The sequence below is a fragment of the Proteus sp. G3927 genome (genome assembly GCF_963894685.1).
GTDB classification, from domain to species: Bacteria; Pseudomonadota; Gammaproteobacteria; order Enterobacterales; family Enterobacteriaceae; genus Proteus; species Proteus mirabilis.
This window is the reverse complement of the sequence record NZ_CAWQGX010000006.1, coordinates 55673-81890: the sequence shown is the minus strand read 5'-3', so window position 1 is coordinate 81890 and position 26218 is coordinate 55673. Positions and strand designations below refer to the sequence as shown.

22 protein-coding genes and 4 tRNA genes are annotated in these 26218 nt (G+C 40.3%); 21 read left to right on the top strand and 5 right to left on the bottom strand.

What is annotated here, in order from left to right:
• Positions 1-77: 77 nt before the first annotated feature.
• Positions 78-1553 carry a ketol-acid reductoisomerase gene (ilvC, locus tag AACV00_RS01755; RefSeq protein WP_012368696.1) on the top strand — a complete coding sequence of 492 codons (1476 nt, stop codon included), beginning with the start codon at positions 78-80 and terminating at the stop codon, positions 1551-1553.
• A 258-nt stretch (positions 1554-1811) separates the two neighbouring features.
• Here the strand turns inward: ilvC and AACV00_RS01750 are convergent, their stop codons facing one another.
• Both AACV00_RS01750 and AACV00_RS01745 read right to left on the bottom strand, forming a co-directional pair.
• Positions 1812-2081, bottom strand: a complete 270-nt coding sequence (locus AACV00_RS01750; RefSeq protein WP_004246360.1) for a type II toxin-antitoxin system YafQ family toxin — start codon at positions 2079-2081, stop codon at positions 1812-1814.
• Positions 2082-2330 carry a hypothetical protein gene (locus AACV00_RS01745; protein ID WP_004253075.1) on the bottom strand — a complete coding sequence of 83 codons (249 nt, stop codon included), beginning with the start codon at positions 2328-2330 and terminating at the stop codon, positions 2082-2084.
• Positions 2331-2502: 172 nt separating this feature from the next.
• Here AACV00_RS01745 and rep point away from each other — a divergent pair, with 172 nt between their 5' ends.
• The gene (rep, locus tag AACV00_RS01740; RefSeq protein ID WP_004249673.1) at positions 2503-4524 is read left to right on the top strand and encodes a DNA helicase Rep; all 2022 of its coding nucleotides are present in this window, start codon (positions 2503-2505) and stop codon (positions 4522-4524) included.
• 74 nt (positions 4525-4598) lie between these two features.
• On the opposite strand, the gene gppA is transcribed toward rep, so the two are convergent.
• Both gppA and rhlB read right to left on the bottom strand, forming a co-directional pair.
• Complete coding sequence (gppA, locus tag AACV00_RS01735) at positions 4599-6107, bottom strand: guanosine-5'-triphosphate,3'-diphosphate diphosphatase (RefSeq protein WP_004246357.1); 1509 nt, start codon at positions 6105-6107, stop codon at positions 4599-4601.
• A gap of 3 nt (positions 6108-6110) precedes the next feature.
• A complete protein-coding gene (gene rhlB / locus AACV00_RS01730) occupies positions 6111-7409 on the bottom strand; it encodes an ATP-dependent RNA helicase RhlB (protein ID WP_004246356.1) in 1299 nt (432 codons plus the stop codon).
• Positions 7410-7528: 119 nt separating this feature from the next.
• Here rhlB and trxA point away from each other — a divergent pair, with 119 nt between their 5' ends.
• The 19 genes from trxA to AACV00_RS01635 all read left to right on the top strand — a co-directional run bounded on the left by trxA (position 7529) and on the right by AACV00_RS01635 (position 24924).
• On the top strand, positions 7529-7855 hold the full coding sequence (gene trxA / locus AACV00_RS01725; RefSeq protein WP_004246355.1) for a thioredoxin TrxA: 327 nt from the start codon (positions 7529-7531) through the stop codon (positions 7853-7855).
• 561 nt (positions 7856-8416) lie between these two features.
• Complete coding sequence (gene rho / locus AACV00_RS01720; RefSeq protein ID WP_004246354.1) at positions 8417-9676, top strand: transcription termination factor Rho; 1260 nt, start codon at positions 8417-8419, stop codon at positions 9674-9676.
• Positions 9677-10070: 394 nt separating this feature from the next.
• Positions 10071-11162, top strand: coding sequence for a UDP-N-acetylglucosamine--undecaprenyl-phosphate N-acetylglucosaminephosphotransferase (wecA, locus tag AACV00_RS01715; protein ID WP_004246352.1), 1092 nt, complete (start codon positions 10071-10073; stop codon positions 11160-11162).
• A gap of 23 nt (positions 11163-11185) precedes the next feature.
• Positions 11186-12244 carry an ECA polysaccharide chain length modulation protein gene (wzzE, locus tag AACV00_RS01710; protein ID WP_004249670.1) on the top strand — a complete coding sequence of 353 codons (1059 nt, stop codon included), beginning with the start codon at positions 11186-11188 and terminating at the stop codon, positions 12242-12244.
• A gap of 129 nt (positions 12245-12373) precedes the next feature.
• A complete protein-coding gene (gene wecB, locus AACV00_RS01705) occupies positions 12374-13504 on the top strand; it encodes a non-hydrolyzing UDP-N-acetylglucosamine 2-epimerase (RefSeq protein ID WP_004246349.1) in 1131 nt (376 codons plus the stop codon).
• Positions 13501-14763: a UDP-N-acetyl-D-mannosamine dehydrogenase gene (wecC, locus tag AACV00_RS01700; RefSeq protein ID WP_004246348.1), complete on the top strand. Its 1263-nt coding sequence runs from the start codon at positions 13501-13503 to the stop codon at positions 14761-14763. Before wecB ends, wecC begins: the two co-directional genes overlap by 4 nt.
• On the top strand, positions 14754-15827 hold the full coding sequence (rffG, locus tag AACV00_RS01695) for a dTDP-glucose 4,6-dehydratase (protein WP_181407397.1): 1074 nt from the start codon (positions 14754-14756) through the stop codon (positions 15825-15827). The genes wecC and rffG overlap by 10 nt, the downstream gene beginning before the upstream one ends.
• A gap of 18 nt (positions 15828-15845) precedes the next feature.
• Positions 15846-16727: a glucose-1-phosphate thymidylyltransferase RfbA gene (rfbA, locus tag AACV00_RS01690; protein ID WP_004249667.1), complete on the top strand. Its 882-nt coding sequence runs from the start codon at positions 15846-15848 to the stop codon at positions 16725-16727.
• Positions 16705-17418 (top strand): dTDP-4-amino-4,6-dideoxy-D-galactose acyltransferase, encoded by a 714-nt coding sequence (gene rffC / locus AACV00_RS01685; protein WP_004249666.1) that lies wholly within the window; start codon positions 16705-16707, stop codon positions 17416-17418. Before rfbA ends, rffC begins: the two co-directional genes overlap by 23 nt.
• A gap of 1 nt (position 17419) precedes the next feature.
• Positions 17420-18550: a dTDP-4-amino-4,6-dideoxygalactose transaminase gene (gene rffA / locus AACV00_RS01680; RefSeq protein WP_004246343.1), complete on the top strand. Its 1131-nt coding sequence runs from the start codon at positions 17420-17422 to the stop codon at positions 18548-18550.
• A 1-nt stretch (position 18551) separates the two neighbouring features.
• Positions 18552-19808 (top strand): lipid III flippase WzxE, encoded by a 1257-nt coding sequence (wzxE, locus tag AACV00_RS01675; RefSeq protein WP_049197479.1) that lies wholly within the window; start codon positions 18552-18554, stop codon positions 19806-19808.
• Positions 19805-20890, top strand: coding sequence for a TDP-N-acetylfucosamine:lipid II N-acetylfucosaminyltransferase (locus AACV00_RS01670; protein ID WP_004249664.1), 1086 nt, complete (start codon positions 19805-19807; stop codon positions 20888-20890). The genes wzxE and AACV00_RS01670 overlap by 4 nt, the downstream gene beginning before the upstream one ends.
• Positions 20887-22251, top strand: a complete 1365-nt coding sequence (gene wzyE / locus AACV00_RS01665; protein WP_004246340.1) for an ECA oligosaccharide polymerase — start codon at positions 20887-20889, stop codon at positions 22249-22251. The genes AACV00_RS01670 and wzyE overlap by 4 nt, the downstream gene beginning before the upstream one ends.
• Positions 22251-22988, top strand: a complete 738-nt coding sequence (wecG, locus tag AACV00_RS01660; RefSeq protein WP_004246339.1) for a lipopolysaccharide N-acetylmannosaminouronosyltransferase — start codon at positions 22251-22253, stop codon at positions 22986-22988. The genes wzyE and wecG overlap by 1 nt, the downstream gene beginning before the upstream one ends.
• A 225-nt stretch (positions 22989-23213) precedes the next feature.
• Positions 23214-23290, top strand: a tRNA-Arg gene (locus AACV00_RS01655).
• A 63-nt stretch (positions 23291-23353) separates the two neighbouring features.
• A tRNA-His gene (locus AACV00_RS01650) sits at positions 23354-23429 on the top strand.
• 22 nt (positions 23430-23451) lie between these two features.
• A tRNA-Leu gene (locus AACV00_RS01645) sits at positions 23452-23538 on the top strand.
• Between the two features lie 27 nt (positions 23539-23565).
• Positions 23566-23642: transfer RNA gene (locus AACV00_RS01640), tRNA-Pro, on the top strand.
• 964 nt (positions 23643-24606) lie between these two features.
• The gene (locus tag AACV00_RS01635) at positions 24607-24924 is read left to right on the top strand and encodes a hypothetical protein (protein ID WP_012368704.1); all 318 of its coding nucleotides are present in this window, start codon (positions 24607-24609) and stop codon (positions 24922-24924) included.
• Positions 24925-24986: 62 nt separating this feature from the next.
• On the opposite strand, the gene hemY is transcribed toward AACV00_RS01635, so the two are convergent.
• Positions 24987-26216 (bottom strand): protoheme IX biogenesis protein HemY, encoded by a 1230-nt coding sequence (gene hemY / locus AACV00_RS01630; protein ID WP_041701510.1) that lies wholly within the window; start codon positions 26214-26216, stop codon positions 24987-24989.
• Positions 26217-26218 lie beyond the last annotated feature (2 nt).

Genomic DNA, 26218 nt, shown 5'->3' with positions numbered 1-26218 from the left:
TAGTAAAGTCATGCAATACCTCACCGAGAGTGGGGATAACAATAGCAAACATATACACAACGATTTGGGAGTCGCTCATGGCCAATTATTTTAATACATTGAATCTGCGTCAGCAGTTGTCGCAACTGGGTAAATGTCGCTTTATGTCTCGTGACGAATTTGCCGATGAGGCTAATTATCTAAAAGGTAAAAAAGTCGTTATTGTTGGCTGTGGTGCACAAGGTTTAAACCAAGGTTTAAATATGCGTGATTCAGGACTGGATATCGCCTACGCATTACGCCAAGAGGCTATTGATGAAAAGCGTGCTTCATGGCGTCGTGCCACTGAAAATGGTTTTGAAGTAGGAACCTATGAAGCATTGATCCCGCAAGCCGATTTAGTGGTTAACTTAACGCCGGATAAACAGCACTCCGCCGTTGTTCAAGCCGTTCAACCACTGATGAAGTCAGGCGCCGCTTTGGGGTATTCTCATGGGTTTAATATCGTTGAAGTGGGTGAAAAAATTCGTGACGATATTACCGTTGTGATGGTTGCGCCAAAATGTCCAGGTACTGAGGTGCGCGAAGAGTATAAGCGTGGTTTTGGTGTACCTACCCTAATTGCTGTTCACCCAGAAAATGATGCTAAAGGTGAAGGTATGGCCATTGCGAAAGCATGGGCGGCAGCCACAGGTGGACATCGTGCGGGAGTGTTGGAATCATCTTTTGTTGCGGAAGTAAAATCAGACCTGATGGGCGAGCAAACTATCCTGTGTGGTATGTTACAAGCCGGCTCTCTGCTGTGTTATGACAAAATGGTTGCTGAAGGTGTTGAACCGGGCTATGCAGGTAAGCTTATCCAGTTTGGTTGGGAAACGATTACAGAAGCTCTGAAACAAGGTGGTATTACCTTGATGATGGATAGATTATCTAATCCTGCCAAAATGCGTGCTTATGCTTTATCAGAGCAATTAAAAGAGATTATGGCACCACTGTTTGCTAAACATATGGATGATATTATTTCAGGTAAATTCTCTGAAACCATGATGGCAGATTGGGCAAATGATGATAAAAACTTGCTGACATGGCGTGAAGAAACGGGTGCAAGCGCATTTGAAAATTATCCTGAATATGAAGGTAAAATCAGCGAGCAAGAGTATTTTGATCATGGCGTATTGATGGTTGCGATGGTTAAAGCGGGTGTTGAGCTGGCGTTTGATACGATGATTGAAGCTGGCATTATCGCTGAGTCTGCCTATTATGAGTCACTGCATGAATTGCCATTAATCGCGAATACGATTGCGCGTAAACGTCTGTATGAAATGAATGTGGTTATTTCAGATACCGCGGAGTACGGTAACTATCTGTTCTCTTTTGCCGCCGTGCCGATGTTAAAAGAGTTTATGACGACGTTGCAAAGTGGCGATTTAGCGAAGCATGTTCCAGATAGTGGGACAGATAATGCTCAATTGCGTGATATCAATGAAGCCATTCGTCAGCACCCTATTGAGATTGTCGGTAAGAAATTAAGAGGGTATATGACGGATATGAAAAAGATTGCTGTTGCTAACTAATTTTTCGTCGCTCTTTACGCGATAAGTGCGTTGGCTGCACTCGGTTACCCAAGTCACATACTAATGTATGCTCCTTGGGATAACCTCCTTTGCCGCCTTCTTCTCACGCAAATAGCTTAGAAAAATAAGTACTAATATATTTTAAAAGATAAAACAGAATATAAGTTTATTATCTTGAAATAGATAGCTTAGAAAAATAAGTGCTAAATATATTTTAAAAAGATAAAACCACATATCTATCAATTTGATATGTGGTTTTTATTTAAATAAATCAGAATGTGAGCCAGTTCTGTCAAAATGAACAGTATCATTGTCTATTTTATAAATAAGTAGCCAATCAGGTTCGATATGAAGATCTCGACGAGGCTTCCAGTTTCCTGTTAATGGATGATCTTTCAATTGAGCAGGTAGTCGTTTTCCTTGCACTAATAGTAATATAATCTCTTTTAGTTTATTAATATCCTTTCCTCGCTTTTCTGCGAGTTTTAAGTCTTTTTTAAATTGTCCTGAATAACTCACTTTTCGCATTTAGATATCCAATTTTTTGAATAAATCATGGGCATCTTCAGCATAAAAAACATCATCACCTTTATCTGTTTTTGCAAAAGTGTTTAATGTTTTTTCATTTGGTTGTGTTTGATTACTTTCCACATAAACTCGAATGAGATCTCTTAAGATTTGAGAGGCTGGTCTGTGTTTATTTCGAGCTATTGCAACAAAAGCCTCTTTGAGCTCTATATCAACTTTAGTGGCTATTAATTCGCTTTTTATACTCATAATATACACCTCCATATTTGTTTGAATATTATACAAAGTAAAACTTTATTAAACAAGGTTAAACTTCCTTTACCTAGAGAAATAAAGCTCAAAAAACTGAACCATTTTCCTATGCGCTTTCTGCTACAATGACTCCCCGTGATATTCTTGGTTAATGAAGTTTGGAAAAAGTATGCGATTAAATCCCGGTCAGCAAAAAGCAGTTGAATATGTGTCAGGTCCTTGTCTGGTCTTGGCGGGAGCCGGCTCGGGTAAAACACGAGTGATAACCAATAAAATTGCTTACCTTATTCGTCAATGCCGTTATTCTGCTAAGCAGATTGCTGCGGTGACTTTTACCAATAAAGCGGCGCGTGAAATGAAAGAGCGTGTTGCTCAAACATTGGGAAAACAAGAGGCGAAAGGATTAATGATCTCGACCTTCCATACATTAGGATTGGAGATTATTAAGCGAGAATACAAAGCATTAGGCATAAAATCCAACTTTTCTTTGTTTGATGATCAAGACCAATCCGCATTATTAAAAGAATTAACGGTAGATTTATTAGAAGAAGATAAAGATTTGCTATCACAGTTAAAGAGTCAAATCTCTAACTGGAAAAATGACATGCTTACACCTGAGCAAGTGATTGGTAGAGCACAATCGCAGCAAGATCATACTTTTGCCGAGTGCTTTCGACGTTATGAGCAACATTTACTAAGCTGTAATGTATTGGATTTTGATGACTTAATCAGTAAGCCTACCTTGCTATTACGTACTAATGAAGAAGTAAGGGCGCGCTGGCAACAGCGTATTCGTTATCTGCTGGTGGATGAATATCAAGATACCAATACAAGCCAATATGAGTTGGTGAAATGGTTAGTGGGTGAAAGAGCTCGTTTCACTGTGGTGGGAGATGATGATCAGTCTATTTATTCATGGCGTGGTGCGCGTCCCCAAAATCTGGTGTTATTGCAAAAAGATTTCCCACAGCTAAATGTGATCAAACTGGAACAAAATTATCGCTCATCAGGGCGTATTTTAAAATCAGCTAATATTTTAATTGAAAATAATCCCCATGTATTTGAAAAACGGCTGTTTTCAGAATTAGGTTATGGGGATGAGCTACGAGTATTAACCGCTAATAATGAAGAGCATGAAGCTGAGCGTGTAGCGGGGGAACTGATTGCCCATCATTTTATTAATAAAACTAATTATAAAGATTACGCAATACTCTATCGAGGTAATCACCAGTCGCGTATTTTTGAAAAGTATTTGATGCAAAATCGCATTCCTTATCGCATTTCGGGTGAAACCTCGTTTTTTTCCCGTGAAGAGATCAAGGATATTTTGGCTTACTTAAGAGTGATCACTAATCCGGATGATGATGCTGCATTCTTACGTATCGTCAATAAGCCTCGTCGTGAAATAGGCCCGATGACTATCCAAAAGTTGGGGGAGTGGGCTAAAGTCCGTGATAAAAGCTTATTTAATGCCTGTTTTGACTTGGGATTAAGCCAAACGTTAACAGGGCGAGGTTTAAGTGCATTACAGGCTTTTTCACAGTGGATGGCGCGAATTGTACAACAATCAGAGCGTGAGCCTTTGCTTGCTGTACGTGATTTGCTTCATGAAATGGATTATGAAAGTTGGTTATATGAAACCTCTAGTAGCGCGAAAGCGGCTGAAATGAGAATGAAAAATATTAACCAGCTTTTTTCTTGGATGAGTGAAATGCTTGAGGGGGATGAGTTACATGAACCCATGACGCTCTCTCAAGTGGTCAACCGTTTTACTCTGCGCGATATGATGGAGCGTGGCGAAACCGATGAAGAGTTAGATCAAGTGCAATTAATGACGCTTCACGCCTCAAAAGGACTGGAATTTCCACATGTTTTTCTGGTTGGCATGGAAGAGGGGATCTTGCCTCATCAAAGTAGTATCGATGAAGATAACGTTGAAGAAGAGCGGCGTTTAGCTTATGTCGGTATTACTCGAGCACAAAAGACATTAACTTTCACATTATGTAAAGAGCGGCGTCAATACGGTGAATTAATTCGTCCAGAGCCCAGTCGTTTTCTATATGAATTGCCTCAAGACGATCTCCATTGGGATACCAATAAAAAGAAAGTGTTAAGTGCTCAAGAAAAGCAAGAAAAAGGGCAAAAAGGGGTCGCTGGGCTTAAAGCGATGTTGGCGAGACATAAACCTTAGCTGTCTGTCAGTAAAAAATAAAATCCCTTACTTGCATGATAAGTAAGGGATTATTTTGAATCTAGTTAGACGTTTTAACCTATGCGTGAGTTATTTTGCTCTTCAAGCATTAATGGCCAATGAACGTAGCTTTGTAACTGTATCTCTTCATGAAGATTTTCCGCACGTAAAGGATGTTCAGCGATCCATTGATGTGGCAAGGTAATGATTAATTTTTCATCTTCAGTACGTAAACGCAGTGCAGGTAAAGTATCATCACGACGACGACTGGCAAAAATAATTGCTAGGCGAAGTAAACGTACCAAGCGGTATGCTTGATTTATCGGTAGCGCATTTTGCTGATTCAAAGGTGCGAGATCGATAATCCCCTTCTGATTTCTTAAAAATGAGGCGATTAAACGTCGTTGCGCGGGTGTATAACCAGGTAAATCAAGGTGAGAAACTAAATAACTGGCATGTGAAGGCGCTTGGCGAAAATCAACACTTAAGCCGATTTCATGTAAGGCACAAGCGCTGGAAAGTAGCTCTCGACAGCGATTATCTAATTGCCAACTTTTACTGACTTGAATGAAAAAATGCTCTGCTAATTGTTGAACACGATGGGCTTGCTCAATATCAATTTGGAAACGGCGCTGAATATTACGCAAAGTACGTTGACGAATATCTTGCTCAATAGGTAAATGCAACATACCGTAGACTAAGCCTTCACGTAGTGCACCACCGGCTAAGATCATATTTTCAATATGCAGGGTTTCAAAAATAGCGATCAGAATGGCTAATCCGCTAGGGAAAACAAGCGCTCTTTCGAAAGTAAGGCCTTCGATTTCTAACTCTTCAAGCTTGCCACACTCAATGGCTTTTTGTTTCAGTCGCTCTAATTTAGGTAAGGTAATTAATTCATCCATTCCTTGAGCAATCATGATCTCTTGTAATGCTTGAACGGTGCCCGATGCCCCCACACAAACCTGCCAACCTTGTTGGATAAGTTTTTCTGCCACAGGTGCAAGGATAGCTTTTGCTGCCTGTTGTGCTTGAGCAAAGTTTTCTTCTGTTAATGAGCGATCGCTAAAATAGCGCTCTAGCCATGTTACACAACCCATGCTCAAACTCATTAGCTGTGTCGTTTTAGCCCCCGTACCGGTGACTAATTCTGTGCTACCGCCACCAATATCTACCACCAAGCGCTGTTCTGCACCACCCGTTGTATGGGCAACACCACGATAGATAAGGCGTGCTTCTTCCTCACCACTGATAACATGAACCGTATTGCCTAATATTTCAGACGCTTTAGCGACGAAAATATCTGCATTTTTAGCAATACGTAAGGTCGCAGTTGCAACGACTCGGATTTGTTCTGCGGGAATATCTCTGAGATATTCAGAAAACAGTCGCAAGCATTGCCAACCACGCTCCATAGCCTGCTCTGACAGCTCGTTTTCTTTATTTAGGCCAGCAGCAAGTCTGACTTTACGTTTAACGCGAGATAATACTTGGATAGATCCCGCGATCTCACGAACGACTAACATATGAAAGCTGTTAGAGCCTAAATCGATAGCAGCATAAAGTGATGAGGATTTCAGCATAATTTATGAGTGACTCGGGCGTTTATTACGGTTATTACGTTGAGTATTATTTCCTCTACGAGGTGCCGAATTATTACGACGAGGCTGACCTTGACGAGGACGATGACGACGTTTTGGCTCAGGTAAATCAGTTAATAATGCATCACTGTTATATTTACTAACAGGAATAGCATGTTGAATATAGGTCTCAATCGCCGGTAAATTCAACGCGTATTCTTCACAGGCTAAGCTAATTGAGTTACCACTTTTACCCGCACGTCCAGTTCTACCTATACGGTGTACATAATCTTCACAGTCATCAGGTAAATCATAGTTAAAGACATGTGTTACAGAAGGTATATGAAGACCACGAGCTGCAACATCGGTTGCCACAAGAATATCAATATTACCTTGGGTAAAATCTTCTAGGATACGCAGACGTTTTTTCTGTGGCACGTCACCTGTTAATAGACCTACGCGGTGTCCATCTGCGGCAAGATGCGCCCAAATATCATCACAACGATGTTTGGTGTTAGCAAAAATAATACAGCGCTCTGGCCACTCTTCTTCAATTAAGGTTTGCAGAAGACGCATTTTTTCTTCATTAGAAGGATAGAACAGCTCTTCTTTTATGCTAAACCCAGTTTTTTGTTCAGGTTCAACTTCTACATATTCAGGGTTATTCATCTGCTCGAAAGCTAACTCTCTGACACGATATGAGAGTGTGGCGGAAAAGAGCATATTCATACGCTCTGCGGCATTTGGCATGCGACGGAATAACCAGCGAATATCTTTAATAAAGCCCAGATCGTACATTCTGTCTGCTTCATCAAGTACGACAACTTGAATAGCGTTAAGATTAATGTGACCTTGTTTTACATAGTCAATTAAACGGCCCGTGGTACCGATAACGATATCTACACCGTTATTTAATACTTTAAGTTGTTCGTCATAGCCATCTCCACCATAGGCTAGACCCATTTTAACACCAGTGCTTTGTGCTAAAGGTTGTGCATCTGTATAAATTTGCACAGCTAATTCGCGCGTTGGCGCCATAATCAGTGCACGAGGTTGATTCTTTTCATGCCCTTCTTTTGCAGGGTGAGTTAAAAGATAATGAAACGTCGAGGTTAAAAACGCCAACGTTTTTCCTGTTCCTGTTTGGGCTTGCCCAGCAATGTCATGACCTTTCACAGTGATAGGTAACGTCAATGCCTGAATTTGTGTACAATTAGAGAACCCTTTTTTCTCAAGGGCTTCTATCACTTTTGGATGCAAGGCGAAGTCGGAAAACTTCTTTTCTGTCAAATATGTTTTGCTCATAATGTAATAGAATATCAGTTATAGGTTGCATTACAAAAGGATATCCGCTGAAATGCTGATAGTCTTTTGTTATTTAATGTTACACTGGTACGGTCAATATTATTCTTTGGAGTAGAACAATGAGCGATAAAATCCTTCACTTATCTGACAACACATTCGATGTTGATGTATTACAAGCAACCGGCCCCGTGCTCGTTGATTTCTGGGCTGAATGGTGCGGCCCATGTAAAATGATTGCTCCTATTCTAGATGAAGTTGCAACAGAATACGCGGGTAAATTAACAGTTGCGAAGCTAAATATCGATGAAAACCCTGCGACAGCACCAAAATACGGTATTCGTGGTATCCCTACACTGATTTTATTCAAAAATGGTGCAGTTGCTGCGACTAAAGTTGGTGCATTGTCAAAAACTCAATTAAAAGAGTTCTTAGACGAAAATATCTAATTTGATTTAAAGCACCAAAATAACGAAGGACGTTTAGATCTTGTTGGTATTTCTGTTACTGACCGCTAGACGTCCGCTTCGAAGCATGATAAGTTAGCGCCACTTACTTACATAATATAGCGGATTTTATTGGTCATATGATATGACATGGTTAATAAGTCTGAGATATTAAATATCAGGTTCAGATTGTTAGAGCTTTGATATAAACTATTTGAATATTGTATTTGAATAAACTATAAGTAATCTGAATTCATCTAACCAGTCCGGTTGTCTTAGAATAATCTATAGTATTCAAGGAATATAATTTTTCTATATATGTTCCTAACCCATAACTGAAAGTACAATCATCTTGTTACGGCAATGGATGTCACTTTCTGGGGACAGTGTTGTGACTGGTCTATATAGCATTAACATGCTTTCTAACATTATCACGATGTTTATACTGATGTTATAAAGTAGTAATCTGTAATTTTACACATGACGAAACTGACAGCGATTCGCTGTTATACTATTCACGTTCATAGTTCGAGAGTTACCCCGAGTTATTAAGAACCCACCATTATGAATCTTACCGAATTAAAAAATACGCCGGTATCAGAACTGATAGCACTTGGCGAAAATATGGGGCTAGAGAACCTAGCTCGAATGAGAAAACAAGACATCATTTTCTCTATCTTGAAGCAACATGCCAAAAGTGGAGAAGATATTTTCGGTGATGGAGTGCTGGAAATACTACAGGATGGCTTTGGCTTCCTACGTTCCTCAGACAGTTCCTACCTTGCTGGCCCAGATGATATCTATGTTTCTCCAAGTCAAATCCGTCGTTTTAACCTTCGCACTGGTGACACCATAGCAGGGAAAATTCGCCCACCTAAAGAAGGTGAACGCTATTTTGCCCTCCTTAAAGTGAATGAAGTTAACTTTGACAAACCAGAAAACGCCCGCAGTAAAATCCTCTTTGAAAACTTAACACCATTACATGCTAATAACCGCTTACGTATGGAACGTGGTAATGGTTCTACCGAAGATTTAACTGCCCGTGTACTCGACTTGGCTGCACCTATTGGTCGTGGACAACGTGGTTTAATCGTTGCCCCACCAAAAGCGGGTAAAACAATGTTGCTACAAAATATTGCGGCCAACATTGCTCATAACTATCCTGATTGCGTATTAATGGTACTTCTTATTGATGAACGTCCTGAAGAAGTCACAGAGATGCAACGTTTAGTTAAAGGTGAAGTTATTGCCTCTACCTTTGATGAGCCAGCATCTCGTCATGTGCAAGTAGCGGAAATGGTTATTGAGAAAGCCAAGCGTTTAGTAGAACATAAAAAAGACGTTATCATTTTATTAGACTCTATTACTCGTTTAGCCCGTGCTTATAACACCGTAGTACCTTCTTCAGGAAAAGTATTAACCGGTGGTGTGGATGCGAACGCGCTACATCGTCCAAAACGTTTCTTCGGGGCTGCTCGTAATGTAGAAGAAGGTGGTAGTTTAACCATTATTGCGACTGCATTGGTTGATACTGGCTCTAAGATGGATGAAGTTATCTACGAAGAGTTTAAAGGTACAGGTAATATGGAATTACACCTGTCGCGTAAGATTGCAGAAAAACGAGTATTCCCAGCAATTGATTACAACCGTTCAGGAACACGTAAAGAAGAATTACTGACATCGCAAGATGAGTTACAAAAAATGTGGATCCTGCGTAAAATTATCCATCCAATGGGTGAGATTGATGCAATGGAATTCCTCATTAATAAATTAGCGATGACAAAAACAAATGAAGAATTCTTCGACTTTATGAAACGCTCATAAAGTGTTATTACAAAATTGAGAGAGACAACAAAAAAAGAAAAAATTGTGTTGATGATAGAAAAATAAGTGATATCACACCAATTTAGAGGTTGTTAAACTCATTTACTTTGTGTAATTAACGATATGATAAAAACGCCACAAGTCAGTGGCGTTTTTTTTACATTGGACTTAGGTCTTTTATTATCATCGCAAAATGATAATTTGGTATGTATATTGCATATTTATAGTTTTAATAAAAATAGCGATAACATCAATAAAAATAGTTAAGGAAAATTTATTATTGATAAAGGGTGGTGGGTTACTGAGTAAACTCGTCGTGGTACAAGCTGGAGAAAGAATAAAAAACACATGGATGGGTAAATAACCAGCTATATTTATTATAGAGAACAGTACTGTGGATATACTAAAAATGAGCACAAATGTTTTTTACGTGTTCCTATTTTCTTTCGCTTTCCTATTTGTAGCTCGTAAGGTGGCAAAGAAGATTGGACTCGTAGATAAACCTAACTATCGTAAACGACATCATGGGTTGATCCCCCTTGTAGGTGGGATTTCAGTCTATTTTGGTATTGTTTTCGCTTTTTATGTTTCAGATATCTACATTCCTCACAAAGAGTTGTATTTGATTTGTGCGGGGATACTTGTTTTTATCGGTGCGCTTGATGATCGTTATGATATCAGTGTCAAAATCAGGGCAACTATCCAAGCGTTAGTGGGTATTGCTATGATGGTATTCGGTGGTTTAAAACTTGAATCACTTGGTCATGCTTTTGGGCCTTGGGATATGCATTTAGGGCCTTTTGGTTATATCGTAACGCTATTTGCTGTTTGGGCTGCAATCAATGCCTTTAATATGGTGGATGGTATTGATGGTTTATTAGGCGGTCTTTCTTGCGTTTCGTTTGGTGCGCTGGGTATTTTACTTTACCAAAGTGGAAGCTCTGCACTTGCGTTTTGGTGCTTCTCATTTATTGCCGCGATTTTACCTTATATCATGTTAAACCTTGGTGTTTGTGGTAAAAAATTTAAAGTCTTTATGGGCGATGCGGGAAGTACGCTAATAGGCTTTACTATTATTTGGCTATTAATTTCCTCTACTCAAGTTGATCCTCATCCAATCAATGCGGTTACTGCATTATGGATCATTGCTATTCCTCTTATGGATATGGTGGCAATTATGTACCGCCGTTTACGTAAAGGAATGAGTCCTTTTTCACCAGACCGTCAACATATCCACCATTTAATTATGCGAGCAGGTTTTACCCCTCGCCAAGCTTTTGTTTTGATCACGCTTGCAGCCGCGGTGTTGGCCGCTATTGGTATTATTGGTGAAAACTTATCTTTTGTACCTGAATGGGTAATGTTGGCATTGTTTTTGCTTGCTTTTGTTATGTACGGTTATTGCATTAAACGCGCGTGGCGAGTCGCTCGTTTTATTAAACGATATAAACGTCGCCTACGTAAAGCGACACAACTTAAGCATTAAATAAGCAGAGGTCTTTTAACGTGATGAACTCGGAAAATAACGTCTCCCGACAGGGGTTTTCACCCGATAATGAACTCGATATTCGAGGTCTTTGTTGTGCACTATGGTCAGGAAAACGCTGGATAATAGGGTTCGCGTTGCTTTTTGCGCTGATTGCATTAGGGGCATCTTACTTGATGCAACCTAAATGGAGCGCTATTGCGATGACAGAGAGACCTACTGTGAATAATTTAGGTAGTTATTATTCTCAGTCTCAGTTCTTACGTAATCTTGATACGCAAATTAATCCGTCTGTAACTGTTTCCCAGTTAAGTATCCCTGATGAAGCTTATCAAGAGTTTGTAACACAGATTTCAGCTTTTGATACACGACGTGAGTTTTGGCTGCAAACGGATTATTACAAACAACGTAAAGAAAATGATGCGCAAGCAGATGCGGCATTATTAGATGAGCTCATCAATAATATTCAATTTACACCGGCTGATGAGAAGAAATTGGTTAATGATCAATTGAAACTTATTGCTGAAACGGCTAACGATTCGAGTCAACTGCTCAATGAATATATCGCTTTTGCGAATAAACGTGCCGCAGAGCATCTAAATGAAGAAGTGATTGCCGCATGGGCAACTCGAACACAATCGATGAAAGCCTTAGTGAAACGCCAAGAAATGGCCGCTCAAGCTGCTTATCAACGACAAATTAATTTACTCAAACAATCGATTAAAGTTGCTGAAAAACAAGGTATTTCTCAAAAACAGACCTCGATTGCGATAGATGAATTACCGGATTCGAAGCTGTTTCTACTCGGCGTGCCTTTATTACAATCACAGTTAGAAACATTAATGGCAACAGGGCCAGATTTTGATAGTGATTATGATCAAAATACGGCAATGTTATCCACCCTCGCGGTAGGTGCTAAATTACAAGATAACTTCCAAACTTACCGTTTCTTACGTACACCTGAAGATCCTGTGAAACGAGATAGTCCTCGCCGTGCCTTTATGATGGTGCTTTGGGGCGCTATTGGTGTTTTAGTGGGCGCGGGTGTGGCATTAGTCAGACGTAGTTCATTAAAAAAATAATCATTATTACCTTTTTATCATTTTAATAATAACGAGACATCAGGTGTATTTTCACCTGATGCCCCTGAGAATAAGGGCATATTGCTTTCCCAAAAATAAGCAATATAACAAAGAAAAAAGAGAGCCACTGTGAAAGTGTTGACTGTTTTTGGCACACGCCCTGAAGCGATCAAAATGGCACCTTTAGTGCACGCTTTAGCAAATGATGATTCGTTTGAGGCGAAAGTTTGTGTTACGGCCCAACATCGAGAAATGCTTGATCAGGTATTAAATCTTTTCGAGATCAAACCAGACTATGATCTCAACATTATGAAACCAGGACAAGATTTAACAGATATAACCTGTCGCATTTTAGAAGGTTTAAAACCTGTTCTAGCGTCATTTCAACCTGATGTTGTGTTAGTACATGGTGATACAACCACCACCATGGCGGCAAGCCTTGCTGCTTTTTATCAACAAATCCCCGTCGGTCATGTTGAAGCGGGATTACGTACCGGTAATCTCTATTCTCCTTGGCCAGAGGAAGCAAATCGGACAATTGCTGGCCATTTGGCGATGTACCATTTTGCTCCCACTGAAACTGCAAAGTTAAATCTGGTGCGAGAAGCGGTTGCGGATAAAAATATTTTTGTTACCGGCAATACCGTTATTGATGCGCTATTTTGGGTTAGCGAGCGAGTGATGGGAAATCAAACCCTGCTCGATGAACTTGCTGTGCAATATCCCTTTATTCAGCCAGAAAGAAAGATGATCTTAGTTACGGGACATCGCAGAGAAAGCTTTGGGGGTGGTTTTGAGCGCATTTGCCAAGCATTAGCAGAGATTGCATTGGCTCATCCCGATGTTGAAGTTGTCTATCCTGTTCACTTGAATCCTAATGTAAGTGAACCCGTAAAGCGTATTCTGCATGGAATTAATAATATTAAATTAATTCAACCGCAAGATTATCTGCCTTTTGTTTATTTAATGAACCACGCTTACCTTATTTTAACTGATTCAGGTGGTATTCAAGAAGAGGCGCCTTCATTAGGTAAACCTGTTCTTGTTATGCGCGATACAACAGAGCGCCCTGAAGCAGTTGAAGCCGGTTCTGTGCGTTTAGTGGGTACAGATACTAAACGTATTGTTAGCGAAGTAACCTCTTTATTGACAGACGAAAACGCATATCACCAAATGAGTAAAGCAACAAATCCTTATGGTGATGGTCATGCCTGCCAACGTATTCTTGAAGCATTGAAAAATAATCAGGTGACATTATGAGTTTTGAAACTATTTCTGTTATCGGCCTCGGCTACATTGGATTACCAACAGCGGCAGCTTTTGCCTCTCGTAAAAAAAGTGTTATTGGTGTGGATGTTAACCAACACGCTGTTGATACCATTAATAAAGGTCAAATTCACATCGTTGAACCTGATCTGGATAAAGTGGTAAAACAAGCCGTTGAAGAAGGGCATTTAAAAGCCTATACCACACCACAACCCGCAGACGCTTACCTTATTGCTGTTCCAACCCCCTTTAAAGGCGAACATGAACCTGATCTGGCTTATGTTGAAGCCGCTGCGCGTTCAATAGCACCTGTACTTAAGAAAGGTGATTTGATTATTTTAGAATCAACCTCACCCGTTGGAACCACAGAACAAATGTCACAGTGGCTTGCGCAGGCTCGTGAGGATTTAACTTTCCCACACCAACAAGGTGAAAATGCCGATATTGATATCGCTTATTGCCCTGAGCGTGTATTGCCAGGACAAGTGATGGTTGAACTTATCCGTAATGACCGTGTTGTGGGGGGCATGAACCGTAAATCATCAGAGCGTGCCAGCGAGTTATACAAGATTTTTCTTGAAGGTGAATGTGTTATCACTAATGCCCGTACCGCAGAGATGTGTAAGCTAACAGAAAATAGCTTCCGTGACGTGAATATTGCATTTGCTAATGAGTTATCCCTGATCTGTGCCGACCAAGATATTAATGTGTGGGAGCTAATCAGTTTGGCTAATCGTCATCCTCGCGTGAATATTTTACAGCCGGGGCCTGGTGTCGGTGGACACTGTATTGCCGTTGATCCTTGGTTTATCGTGTCTCAAAATCCTAAACAATCACGCTTAATTCATACTGCCCGTTTGGTCAATGATGGCAAACCTGTATGGGTTATCGATCAAGTTAAAGCCGCTGTGGCGGATTGTTTAACTGAAACCGGTAAACGTGCTAACGAGATCAAAATTGCCTGCTTTGGTTTAGCCTTTAAACCTAATATTGACGATTTACGTGAAAGTCCAGCAATGAATATCACCCAACAAGTTGCTAACTGGCATAGTGGGAAAACATTTGCCGTAGAGCCAAATATTCATGAATTACCGACTAAATTAAAAGGTATCACTGAATTAGTCTCTACAGAGCAGGCATTAAAAGAGGCGGATATTGTTTTAATGTTAGTCGACCATCAACAGTTTAAAGCGATACCTGGTAGCCAAGTTACCCAAAAATGGATTGTCGATACAAAAGGAGTATGGCGTTGAGACGTATTTTAGTCACAGGTGGCGCCGGTTTTATCGGCTCCGCGGTTGTTAGACATATTATTGATAACACGAATGACAGTGTCGTCGTGGTAGATAAGCTGACTTACGCGGGAAATTTAGAGTCACTTGCCCCAGTGGCAAACAGTGAACGTTACGCGTTTGAACAGGTTGATATTTGCGATCGCGCTGCACTTGATAGTCTATTTACGCAATATCAACCAGATATCGTGATGCATTTAGCCGCGGAAAGCCATGTTGACCGCTCTATTGATGGGCCTGCAGCGTTTATTGAAACTAATATTGTTGGTACTTACACCTTATTAGAAGCTGCACGTCATTTCTGGTCAGTATTACCTGAAGATAAAAAAGCGGCATTTCGTTTCCACCATATTTCAACTGATGAAGTGTATGGCGATTTAGAAGGAACGGATGATTTCTTTACTGAAACGACACCTTATGCACCAAGTAGCCCTTATTCAGCTTCTAAAGCATCCAGTGACCACCTTGTACGAGCATGGTTGCGTACCTATGGCTTGCCAACATTGATCACTAATTGTTCAAATAACTATGGCCCTTATCATTTTCCTGAGAAATTAATCCCGCTGATTATTTTGAATGCAATTTCAGGAAAACCACTGCCTGTTTATGGCAAAGGTGAACAAATTCGCGATTGGCTCTATGTTGAAGATCATGCCCGTGCATTGTATTTAGTGGCAACAACGGCTCAACCGGGTAAAACATATAATATTGGTGGTCATAATGAACGCCGTAATATTGATGTAGTGACAACTATTTGTGAATTGCTCGAAGAGTTGCATCCTAATAAACCTGCTGGTGTGGCGAAATATGTTGATTTAATTACCCATGTAAAAGACAGACCGGGTCACGATCTACGCTATGCTATTGATGCCGCTAAAATTGCAGCAGAGTTAGGTTGGAAACCACAAGAGACCTTTGAGTCAGGTATTCGTAAGACTGTATTGTGGTATTTAAATAACCAAACTTGGTGGCAACGAGTACTAGATGGCTCTTATGCAGGAGAGCGTTTAGGACTGGGTGATTGATTACGTGAAGGATAAATGATGAAAGGTATTATTTTAGCGGGTGGCTCTGGTACACGCTTACATCCGATAACGAAAGGGGTATCGAAACAGCTGTTACCTATCTATGATAAACCCATGATCTATTATCCGCTCTCAGTACTTATGTTAGCGGGAATTCGTGATATTTTGATTATCACCACTCCTGATGATCTCACCTCATTTCAACGTTTATTGGGTGATGGCTCTGCATTTGGTGTCCATCTGCAATATAAAGTTCAGCCATCTCCTGATGGCTTAGCTCAAGCCTTTATTTTAGGGGATGAGTTTATTGGTGATGAGCACTGTTGTTTAGTCTTAGGCGATAATATCTATTTTGGTCAAGGGTTTAGCCCCAAACTAAAACAAGTTGCTCAACGTCAGCGGGGCGCAACAGTATTTGGTTATCAAGTGATGGATCCGGAGCGCTTCGGTGTTGTTGAATTTGATGATGATTTCAAAGTGCTGTCAATAGAAGAAAAACCTCAACAGCCTAAATCGAATTGGGCGGTCACTGGGCTTTATTTCTATGATAACCGCGTGGTTGATTTTGCGAAAAAGGTGAAACCTTCTGTTCGTGGTGAGCTTGAGATAACCTCGATTAATCAGATGTATCTTGAGTGTGGTGAGCTTAATGTGGAGCTATTGGGACGCGGTTTTGCTTGGTTAGATACGGGGACTCACGATAGTTTAATTGAAGCCAGTACTTTTGTACAAACCGTTGAAAAACGTCAAGGTTTTAAAGTGGCGTGTCTGGAAGAGATCGCTTGGCGTAATGGTTGGTTAACTGACGAACAAGTTAGAGAAAGCGCAAAATCACTCGCCAAAACAGGTTATGGCCGCTATCTATTGGATTTATTACATGTCCGTCCTCGCCAATATTAATTATCTTGAGTGGGAGAGCGATTTTTTCTCCCTCAATACAGGCCGTCTTGAGTTTAGTGCTCAAGCGCCTGTTTTAACACAAGATAGGCTTGAGCAATTTACGGTTGTTCATGCCAAAGTTGCTTCCTATGATCTTCTACTGATTGATAACTTAACGCAATTAGGATTTCAATTCGCTGAAGGTGAAATAGATTTCAAATTGCCAATTGGCACAGAAAATGCTTGTGAAAATATTGCTGAAATACATTTTCGCACTGCCAATGAAACTGATATCCCATTATTAATGACAACGGCTTCTGCGGCTTTTGTACAAAGTCGCTTTCGAGCGCCATGGTACCAAGAAGGTGATAGCAGCCGTTTTTATGCATTATGGGTAAAAAAAGCGGTTTTAGGCACTTTCGATGATAGCTGTTTATTGACGATGGATCGCGAAAATAAGGTTACAGGGTTTGTAACATTACGTCGGATTTCTGAGAGTGAAGCAAGAGTGGGATTACTTGCTGTAATGCCCAATAGAACAGGACAAGGCATTGGTAAGCAACTGATGTCGGTGGCGAAGTATTGGTGTCAACAGCAAGGTCTATCAACCCTCTATGTTGCAACACAAATTAGCAATATTGCAGCTTCGCGTTTATATACACAAAGCGGTGCTTTAATTGATAGCACTACTTATTGGTTATACAGGGGATAATATGATTCCGTTTAATAAACCACCCGTTGTTGGCACAGAATTAGAGTATATGAAACAGGCGATGGAAAGTGGCAAGCTCTGTGGTGATGGCAACTTCACAAAAAAATGTGAAAAGTGGTTAGAAGAACAATTTCATTGTCATAAGACGCTGTTAACACCTTCTTGTACAGCATCGTTAGAAATGGCGGCTATCCTTCTGGATATCAAACCCGGCGATGAAGTGATTATGCCGAGTTTCACTTTTGTTTCGACTTCGAACGCCTTTGTTTTACGTGGTGCAACTATTGTGTTTGTCGATATTCGTCCAGACACCATGAACCTTGATGAAACAAAAATTGAAGCGGCGATTACGGAGAAAACGCGTGCGATAGTGCCCGTTCATTACGCAGGTGTTGCCTGTGAAATGGATACCATTATGGCGATCGCCAAAAAGCATAACCTGTTTGTCGTTGAAGATGCTGCGCAAGGGGTAATGTCGACTTATAAAGGTAAAGCCTTAGGAACTATCGGTCATATTGGTTGCTATAGCTTTCATGAGACGAAAAACTATTCATCAGGTGGTGAAGGTGGGGCAACACTGATTAACGATCCGGCTTTAATTAATCGTGCGGAAGTGATCCGTGAAAAAGGCACCAATCGTAGTCAATTTTTCCGTGGGCAAGTTGATAAATACACTTGGCGTGATATTGGCTCTAGCTATTTGCTGTCTGATTTGCAAGCCGCTTATCTTTGGGCGCAACTCGAACAAGCCGATAAAATTAATGAACGTCGTTTAGCATTCTGGCAAATCTATTACGATGCATTAACGCCGTTAGCCGAACAAGGTTTGTTAACATTGCCTGTTGTACCAGACGGTTTAGAGCATAATGCCCATATGTTCTATATTAAACTTAATGATATAGAGCAGCGTACGGCTTTTAATGAGTATATGAAAGCACAGGGCGTCTTAACAGTATTCCACTATGTATCACTGCATACGAGTCCTGCCGGAATGAAGTTTGGTCGTTTTGATGGTAAAGATATTTTCACTACACAAGAGAGTGAACGCTTGGTGCGCTTACCGATGTTCTACAACATGACTGAAGAAGAGCAGCAAACCGTTATTCATCATATTCGTCATTTCTTTGCTTGATATGTCGTTAGCTAAAGCTTCAATTTGGACAGCTGGGTCAACCTTGATAAAAATCGGGGCTGGCCTGTTGGTCGTAAAGTTATTGGCGGTCTCCTTTGGTCCCTCCGGAGTGGGACTTGCGGGTAACTTCCGCCAATTAATTACCGTTCTTGGTGTACTGTCAGGGGCGGGTATTTTTAATGGTGTAACAAAATTGATTGCGCAATATCAAGATGATGCAGTACAACGCAAAAATGTGTTGGGTACATCATCATCAATGATATTGCTGTTTTCTACACTACTTGCCATTTTATTTCTTATTTTTACCACATCAATTAGTCGCGTTTTATTTGGTGATGACTATCTGCAATATCTAGATATTGTCAGAATGGTTGCCTTTATTCAGATGGGGATTGCCTATGCCAACTATTTTCTGGCGATATTAAAAGGTTATCGAGATGCATCTGGAAACGCTTTAGCGATTATTGCGGGAAGTTTAATTGGTGTTATTGCCTATTATCTCTGTTATCTCGTTGCAGGTTATCATGGTGCATTAATTGGCTTAGCTTTAGTACCTGCACTGATTTTATTGCCAGCGATGGTTATCTTAATAAAACGTAAGCGTTTTGCTCTCAGTGAATTAAAACCAAGTTGGGATAAGGCTATCGCCAGTCATCTTGGTAAATTTACCATTATGGCGCTACTGACTTCTATCACTTTACCCGTCGCTTATATCATGATGCGTAACTTGTTAGCAGAACATTATAGCTGGGATGATGTTGGCATTTGGCAAGGGGTTAGCAGTATATCGGATGCTTATCTACAATTTATTACAGCATCATTTTCTGTTTACTTATTACCCACACTTTCACGATTAACGCAAAAAAGTGAGATAGCCAAAGAGATAACCAAGTCACTGAAATTCGTCTTGCCAGCGGTGGCAGTGGCTAGTTTTATGGTTTGGTTATTGCGAGATTTTGCCATTTGGTTGCTATTTTCTGAAAAATTTATCGCTATGCGAGAGTTATTTGCTTGGCAACTGGTTGGTGATGTGTTGAAAGTAGGGGCTTATGTTTTTGGCTATCTGGTGATTGCAAAGGCTGCTTTGCGTTTTTATATTCTGACAGAAGTGAGCCAATTTGCCTTATTAACGCTTTTTTCACGCTGGCTTATTCCTGAACATGGTGCCTTAGGTGCAGCTCAAGCCTATATGGCAACCTATATTATTTACTTCCTTCTCTGTAGTTCTGTTTTCGTGATTTATTGCAGGCGCAAATGACAACTTTGATTTACGTACTAGGTTCAGACATTGTGCATCATAACAACACAATGTTACGCTTTTTTAACGACCACCTCGTGACTGAGGCGGCATTAACGTATAAACCTCGTTTTATCGTTGCCAGTAAAGATAACTCGTTATCATCACTTTATCCTCATTTAGAGATTGAGTGTTTAGCGGATAAAAAACAAGTCGCGCAGAGAGTGGTAGCATTAGCTAAAGCAGATAGAAAACAACGTTTTCTATTTCTGGGGCAATTTAATGCGCCTATTTGGCTTGCTTTATTGATGGGCAAAATTAAACGTCATCAATTCTGGTGGCATATTTGGGGTGCTGATCTTTATCAGGATGCTAAGCAATTAAAATTTAGACTGTTTTATCTATTGCGTAAACTTGCGCAAAAACGGGTTGGACGTGTGTTTGGTACACGGGGTGATCTAAATTATTTTGCTCAATCAAATGTTAATATCCCCGCGAATTTGCTCTATTTCCCAACAAGAATGGATCCGGCGTTGACGCTTACAGAAAAGAAGGCCGTTGATCCTCAGCATATTACCATTGTATTAGGTAACTCAGGCGATAAATCTAACCGCCATATCGATGCTTTAAATGCGATTGCTGAACAATTTGGTCATAAAGCAAAAGTGATCATTCCTATGGGATATCCCGCTAATAACGAGGATTATATTCAGCAAGTATCTGATGCAGCGACAAACTTATTTCCAACAGAACACGTTGAGATATTACGACATAATCTTGCCTTTGATGATTATCTCGCACTCTTAAAAACCTGTGATTTAGGTTATTTTATTTTCCAACGTCAGCAGGGTATTGGTACGTTATGCCTGTTGATCCAATTTGGGATCCCTTTTGTGATTAGCCGTCAAAATCCATTTTGGCAAGACTTAACAGAGCAAAGTGTTCCCGTTTTCTTCTCTGGTGATAAACTTGATGTGGCGTTAATTGAAGAAGCGCAACGTCAATTATTGCTACTGGATAGGAAGAATATCACCTTCTTTGCACCTAACTTTATCCAAGGTTGGAAGCAATTGATTGAGATGAGCACAGGAGACACCCAATGACATTGGCGCAATTGGGGGGGTTAACCCTTGTCTACTTTATCTCGTTGGGGTTTATTTTATTACTGACCTACCAAGAGTTTCGTCGGGTACGCTTTAATTTTAATGTCTTCTTTTCCATGCTTTATTTGCTGACATTCTATTTTGGCTTTCCATTAACTTGTTTATTAGTCTTTCAGTTTGATGTGGCAGTTGTTCCTGTCGATGCCTTATTACACGCTCTATTAGCCGCTACTAGCTTTTATGCGATTTATTATGTCACTTATAAGGTAAGACTAAGAAAAGCCTCTAGCGAGCCTTCTAGGCCGTTATTTACGATGAATCGGGTAGAGACCAACCTAACTTGGATACTGTTAGCGTTAATTGCTATCGTCACTGTGGGCATATTTTTCTTACAAAATGGCTTCTTACTCTTTAAGTTGAAAACATATAGCCAAATTTTTTCAAGCCAAGTATCAGGTGTGGCGCTAAAACGCTTTTTCTATTTTTTTATTCCTGCAATGCTGGTGGTCTATTTCTTAAAGCCCACACAACAACGTTGGCTTTTTTTCCTTTGTGCGACGGTCGGCTTTGGTATTTTGACCTATGTTATCGTCGGGGGAACACGCGCAAATATCATTATTGCGTTTGCACTATTTTTATTTATTGGCATCGTACGTGGTTGGATAACCTTATGGATGTTAATTGCTGCAGGTGTGATGAGCATTGTCGGTATGTTTTGGTTAGCACTAAAACGTTACGGGCTTGATGTCAGTGGTGCCGAAGCTTTTTATACCTTTTTATATCTGACTCGCGATACCTTCTCTCCTTGGGAAAATCTTGCATTATTGTTGAATAATTACGACAAAATCGAGTTTCAAGGACTCGCACCTATTATTCGCGATTTTTATGTGTTTATCCCTTCATGGGTTTGGCCACAAAGACCAGATGTCGTACTAAATTCAGCAAACTATTTTACTTGGGAAGTGCTTAATTATCATGCAGGACTTGCCATTTCACCAACGTTAATTGGCTCCTTGGTGGTGATGGGGGGCGTTGTATTTATCCCCTTAGGCGCGGTGGTTGTTGGGCTTATTATTAAGTGGTTTGATTGGCTCTATCAGCAGGGGTTAAATGAACACAATCGCTACAAATCTGCCATTCTTCAAGCATTTTGCTTTGGTGCTATTTTTAACATGATTGTTTTAGCGCGTGAGGGCGTTGATTCGTTTGTGTCTCGCGTGGTCTTTTTCTGTTTAGTATTTGGTGCCTGTTTAATTGCAGCCAAACTCCTGTATTGGTTATTTGAAAGTGCAGGATTAGTTCGTCACTATGTTATTAATCAAGTGCGCAATAAACCTCGTTTAGAACAAAAGGAAAAGTAATGGATACAAATTCAATTCCGAAGTATTCCATCCGTGGGCACAATATCTGGGGATTTAAAGATATGGCGCATTTTTTGGATTATCTTTATCAAGGTGCGCAAATTAAAAGTGGCTCTTTAATTGCGATTAATGCAGAAAAAATCTTAACCGCAGAAACAGATAAAGGCCTAAATCAGTTATTAGATGAAGCGGATTATTTGTACGCCGATGGCATTAGTGTTGTTCGCGGCATTCGACGTAAATATCCTGATGCACAAGTGTCTCGTATTGCGGGAGCCGATTTATGGGAAGCTTTAATGGAGCGTGCCGGGAAAGAAGGCACACCGGTCTTTTTGGTTGGTGGCAAACCTCAGGTATTGGCGCAGACGGAAAGTAAATTAAAGGCACAATGGAATGTGAATATTGTCGGTAGCCAAGATGGTTACTTTACGCCACAAGATAGAGATGCACTTTTTGAACGTATCAAAGCTTCTGGGGCAAAGATTGTGACCATTGCCATGGGCTCACCTAAGCAAGAGCTATTTATTCGTGCTTGTCGGCAAGTACACCCAGACGCGTTATATATGGGCGTAGGTGGCACTTACGATGTTTTTACAGGGCATGTTAAGCGTGCGCCAAAAGCGTGGCAAAATTTAGGCCTAGAGTGGTTATATCGTTTACTGTCACAACCTAGCCGGATCAAGCGCCAATTTAAGTTATTAAAATTTGTTGGTTATTACTATTCCAATAAATTGTAAGTTGCGTGAGTATTTTTTGTCGGCAATAAGTGTTAAATAGCAAAAATCGCAATCTTTACTGGTATCTTGATTGTTTGATTATTATACTAATGGGGCGTTGAGTGGGTAAAAACGCTCCATTTATCGACGAAATGCACAAACTATCGTCAAACAAACTTTTTTTTTCAAAAAGCACTAGACAGACAGTGCGTAAATCCGTACTATCCTCTCCCGCAACGGCGTGAAGCGCCCGTAGCTCAGCTGGATAGAGCGCTGCCCTCCGGAGGCAGAGGTCTCAGGTTCGAATCCTGTCGGGCGCGCCATTAAAGCGTGCTAAGAGTTACGGTGAAGAGCGTTGTTGTAGAAGTAGTAAGATAGCTGTTATGGTGGCTATAGCTCAGTTGGTAGAGCCCTGGATTGTGATTCCAGTTGTCGTGGGTTCGAGTCCCATTAGCCACCCCATCTTATCTTAGTTTTTGTTTATGCGAGGGTGGCGGAATTGGTAGACGCGCTAGCTTCAGGTGTTAGTGTCCTAACGGACGTGGGGGTTCAAGTCCCCCCCTTCGCACCATAAACAAGATAAGAGCAGTCATTCAGACGGCGAGTAGCGCAGCCTGGTAGCGCAACTGGTTTGGGACCAGTGGGTCGGAGGTTCGAATCCTCTCTCGCCGACCAATAAGAAAGAGCCTCGATATATATCGAGGCTTTTTTGCATTTATTATCAAGCTATTGACAGCAATATTGTCTTATTTCATTTATATTGTTGTATCTTCCTTTTGTCCTTTCTCTTTTGTCCTTTTGCTACTGTCCTAAGCACAATAGACCGTTTATCTATGATTTATGATTAAAGCAGGTTGTTGGCTCTTTTAGTTTAAAAAGGGAGATCATTAGGCTATTTGTTTACAGGGCAGTGTAAGTATATTAGTTAAAGATTATTAATAATTTGTATTATCGCCTGATTTTATACTACATAAAAAGAGCATCGTGAGGAAATAGAATAGTTTCTGTAACATAATGAATTTAAATGAAATATTTCTTATTGTCGGTGAAAAACAACACATGGCAAATTTGATGTCGCTAAAAGGTGACATTTAACTCAATGATTTTTATATATTATATACTGGTGTTAGCTTAACTGTCGTGAAACAGAGACGAGTTGGCAAATTTATTTTTTCTCTTTTATTTAACAATAGCCTGATAAAAATACGCTCTCTGATCTTTTATATTTTAAATACGCCATACAGGCGAAGGCGCCTAAAAAATTCAATTAGTTAGTTTTATACTGTTTGAGAATTAATTTTTTATTGGCGGAAAATAAAAGTTGGCACGCTAAATGCATTACTTATCCTGTAGATGCTCATTCCACTCCTTATGACAGCATATGTCTTCATAAACCTAGGAATGATGCAGAGCCGATTATCGGTGCCTACGTCCACGTTATCGATGAAACACCATTCATCACCAACAGGACGAAACGTTGAGTGAGGCACCATCCGTCTGTAGACCTGATTGTATATTTTATGCACCTGTATTTTTTAATACGGGTGTTTTTTTGTCTGTTTTTTATCTCATCCCTTTTGAATTGATAACACTATCACGCTATTATCCAGCGCAAGGGTAAATAGGGGGTAGCATCACGATGATAAATAACCAAAAAGCGTATCTTGCGCAAGAAAGGCTCTTTTTGATAGATAAGTTTGGCCCATTATTGTTTTTTTTGATCCCGCTGATCATGCTGATTATCGGTGGAAAATCATGGGCGAAGTATGTCGCTTTTCTGTGTCAGGGGATCGCACTGATTTATATCGTGGTGTTTTACCAAGCAAGAAAATATTATTTGTCATTTCAACACGAAAATAACAAAGGGATACCTTATCGTTTTTATCGTATCGCTTGGGTCTATTTATTTTTAATTTTGTGTCTTGAAGTAGTACTACTGGTTCAACACGCTTTTTAAAAGTAATAAAAAACCCTCAATTTTGTGTTTGAGGGTTTTGGTCAATAAATGAAATGATGTATTTATTGCAGTGCTTTATTTGTTTTAGGCTCGTCAAAAATAACAGAGTCTTTTTTTAACGTCATTAATAGCGCATCTTTGCGTACTTTGGCTGACTCAACTGATTTATTCTGTTTATCTAGCACATCAGCCAACCACGCAAAATCATGAACATCTGGACGCTGTTTTAATGCATTGCGAAATGCTGTTTCTGCTTGTGACCATTGCCCTTGTTGCATGGCAATTTGACCGACGGTGCTATTGAGTAATGGTGTCGGACCATGTTGTTTAATTAGTGAGTTAAGCACTTTTAATATTGAGTCTGGATCGCTGTTTTTTAAGCGCGGTAATAATAAGATCAGGCGTTCATCATAGTGACGTTTGATCCCATCTAAAATGATCGTCTGCGCAGTTTGCGGATCGTTGCACTCAATAAGGTGTTCTGCTAATACAAATCGTAGTCCATTATCATGTTGGATCTTACGAGGCTGTGCCTTCCACCAATTTTTCAGCCCATCACAACCATTTTCGGACATCTTCTGTCCCATCAGCCCAATATAGGCTTGTTGACGTAATTGCTCTAATTCATCATCTGTATGTAGGGCTATTTTCTGCATTGAAGGGATGATATCAAGTAGTGCTTGCCAAGCTTCTGTACGTATATACGCAGTTTCTGCTAAGCGTAATACTTCCGGATGACGAGGCACTTGATTGAGTAATTCATCAACCCCAGTACGAGCAGCATGGTTTTCATTTTGTGCCAGTAAAATGCGTACTCGGGTAATATCAACGGGTAACTGATTGGTATCAGCAAGCTCAGAAGCACGCTCCAGATGTTGCTGTACTCTAAACTCATCACCCCGTTGTTGTGCTGCTTCTGCTGCTAGTAAATAGTTTACTACAGGTTGTTCCGCATAATCGGCATTGCGGCTCATCAGCTTTTCTACTTGTTTGAAATCACCTTCCGCAAGTTTCATTAATGCTAACCGTGTTTGTTTACGTGCTCGGCTGCGTTTGCGCAAAGAGAACCAACTATAGGCTTTAGAGCCTGTACCAATAAAACGACGATAACACCAGCCAAGCAAGAGCAATATCAGTTGCAGTAAGACAAACATGATCACAAGACTGGTAACGCTAGTTTCAATATCCCAATTATCGGTTTGTATAAAGACATAACCTTGATGACCCGCTAATACAGGGCCGAAGATTATCCCTGCAATCAATACCACAAATAGGAGTAAGATCTTGAACATAA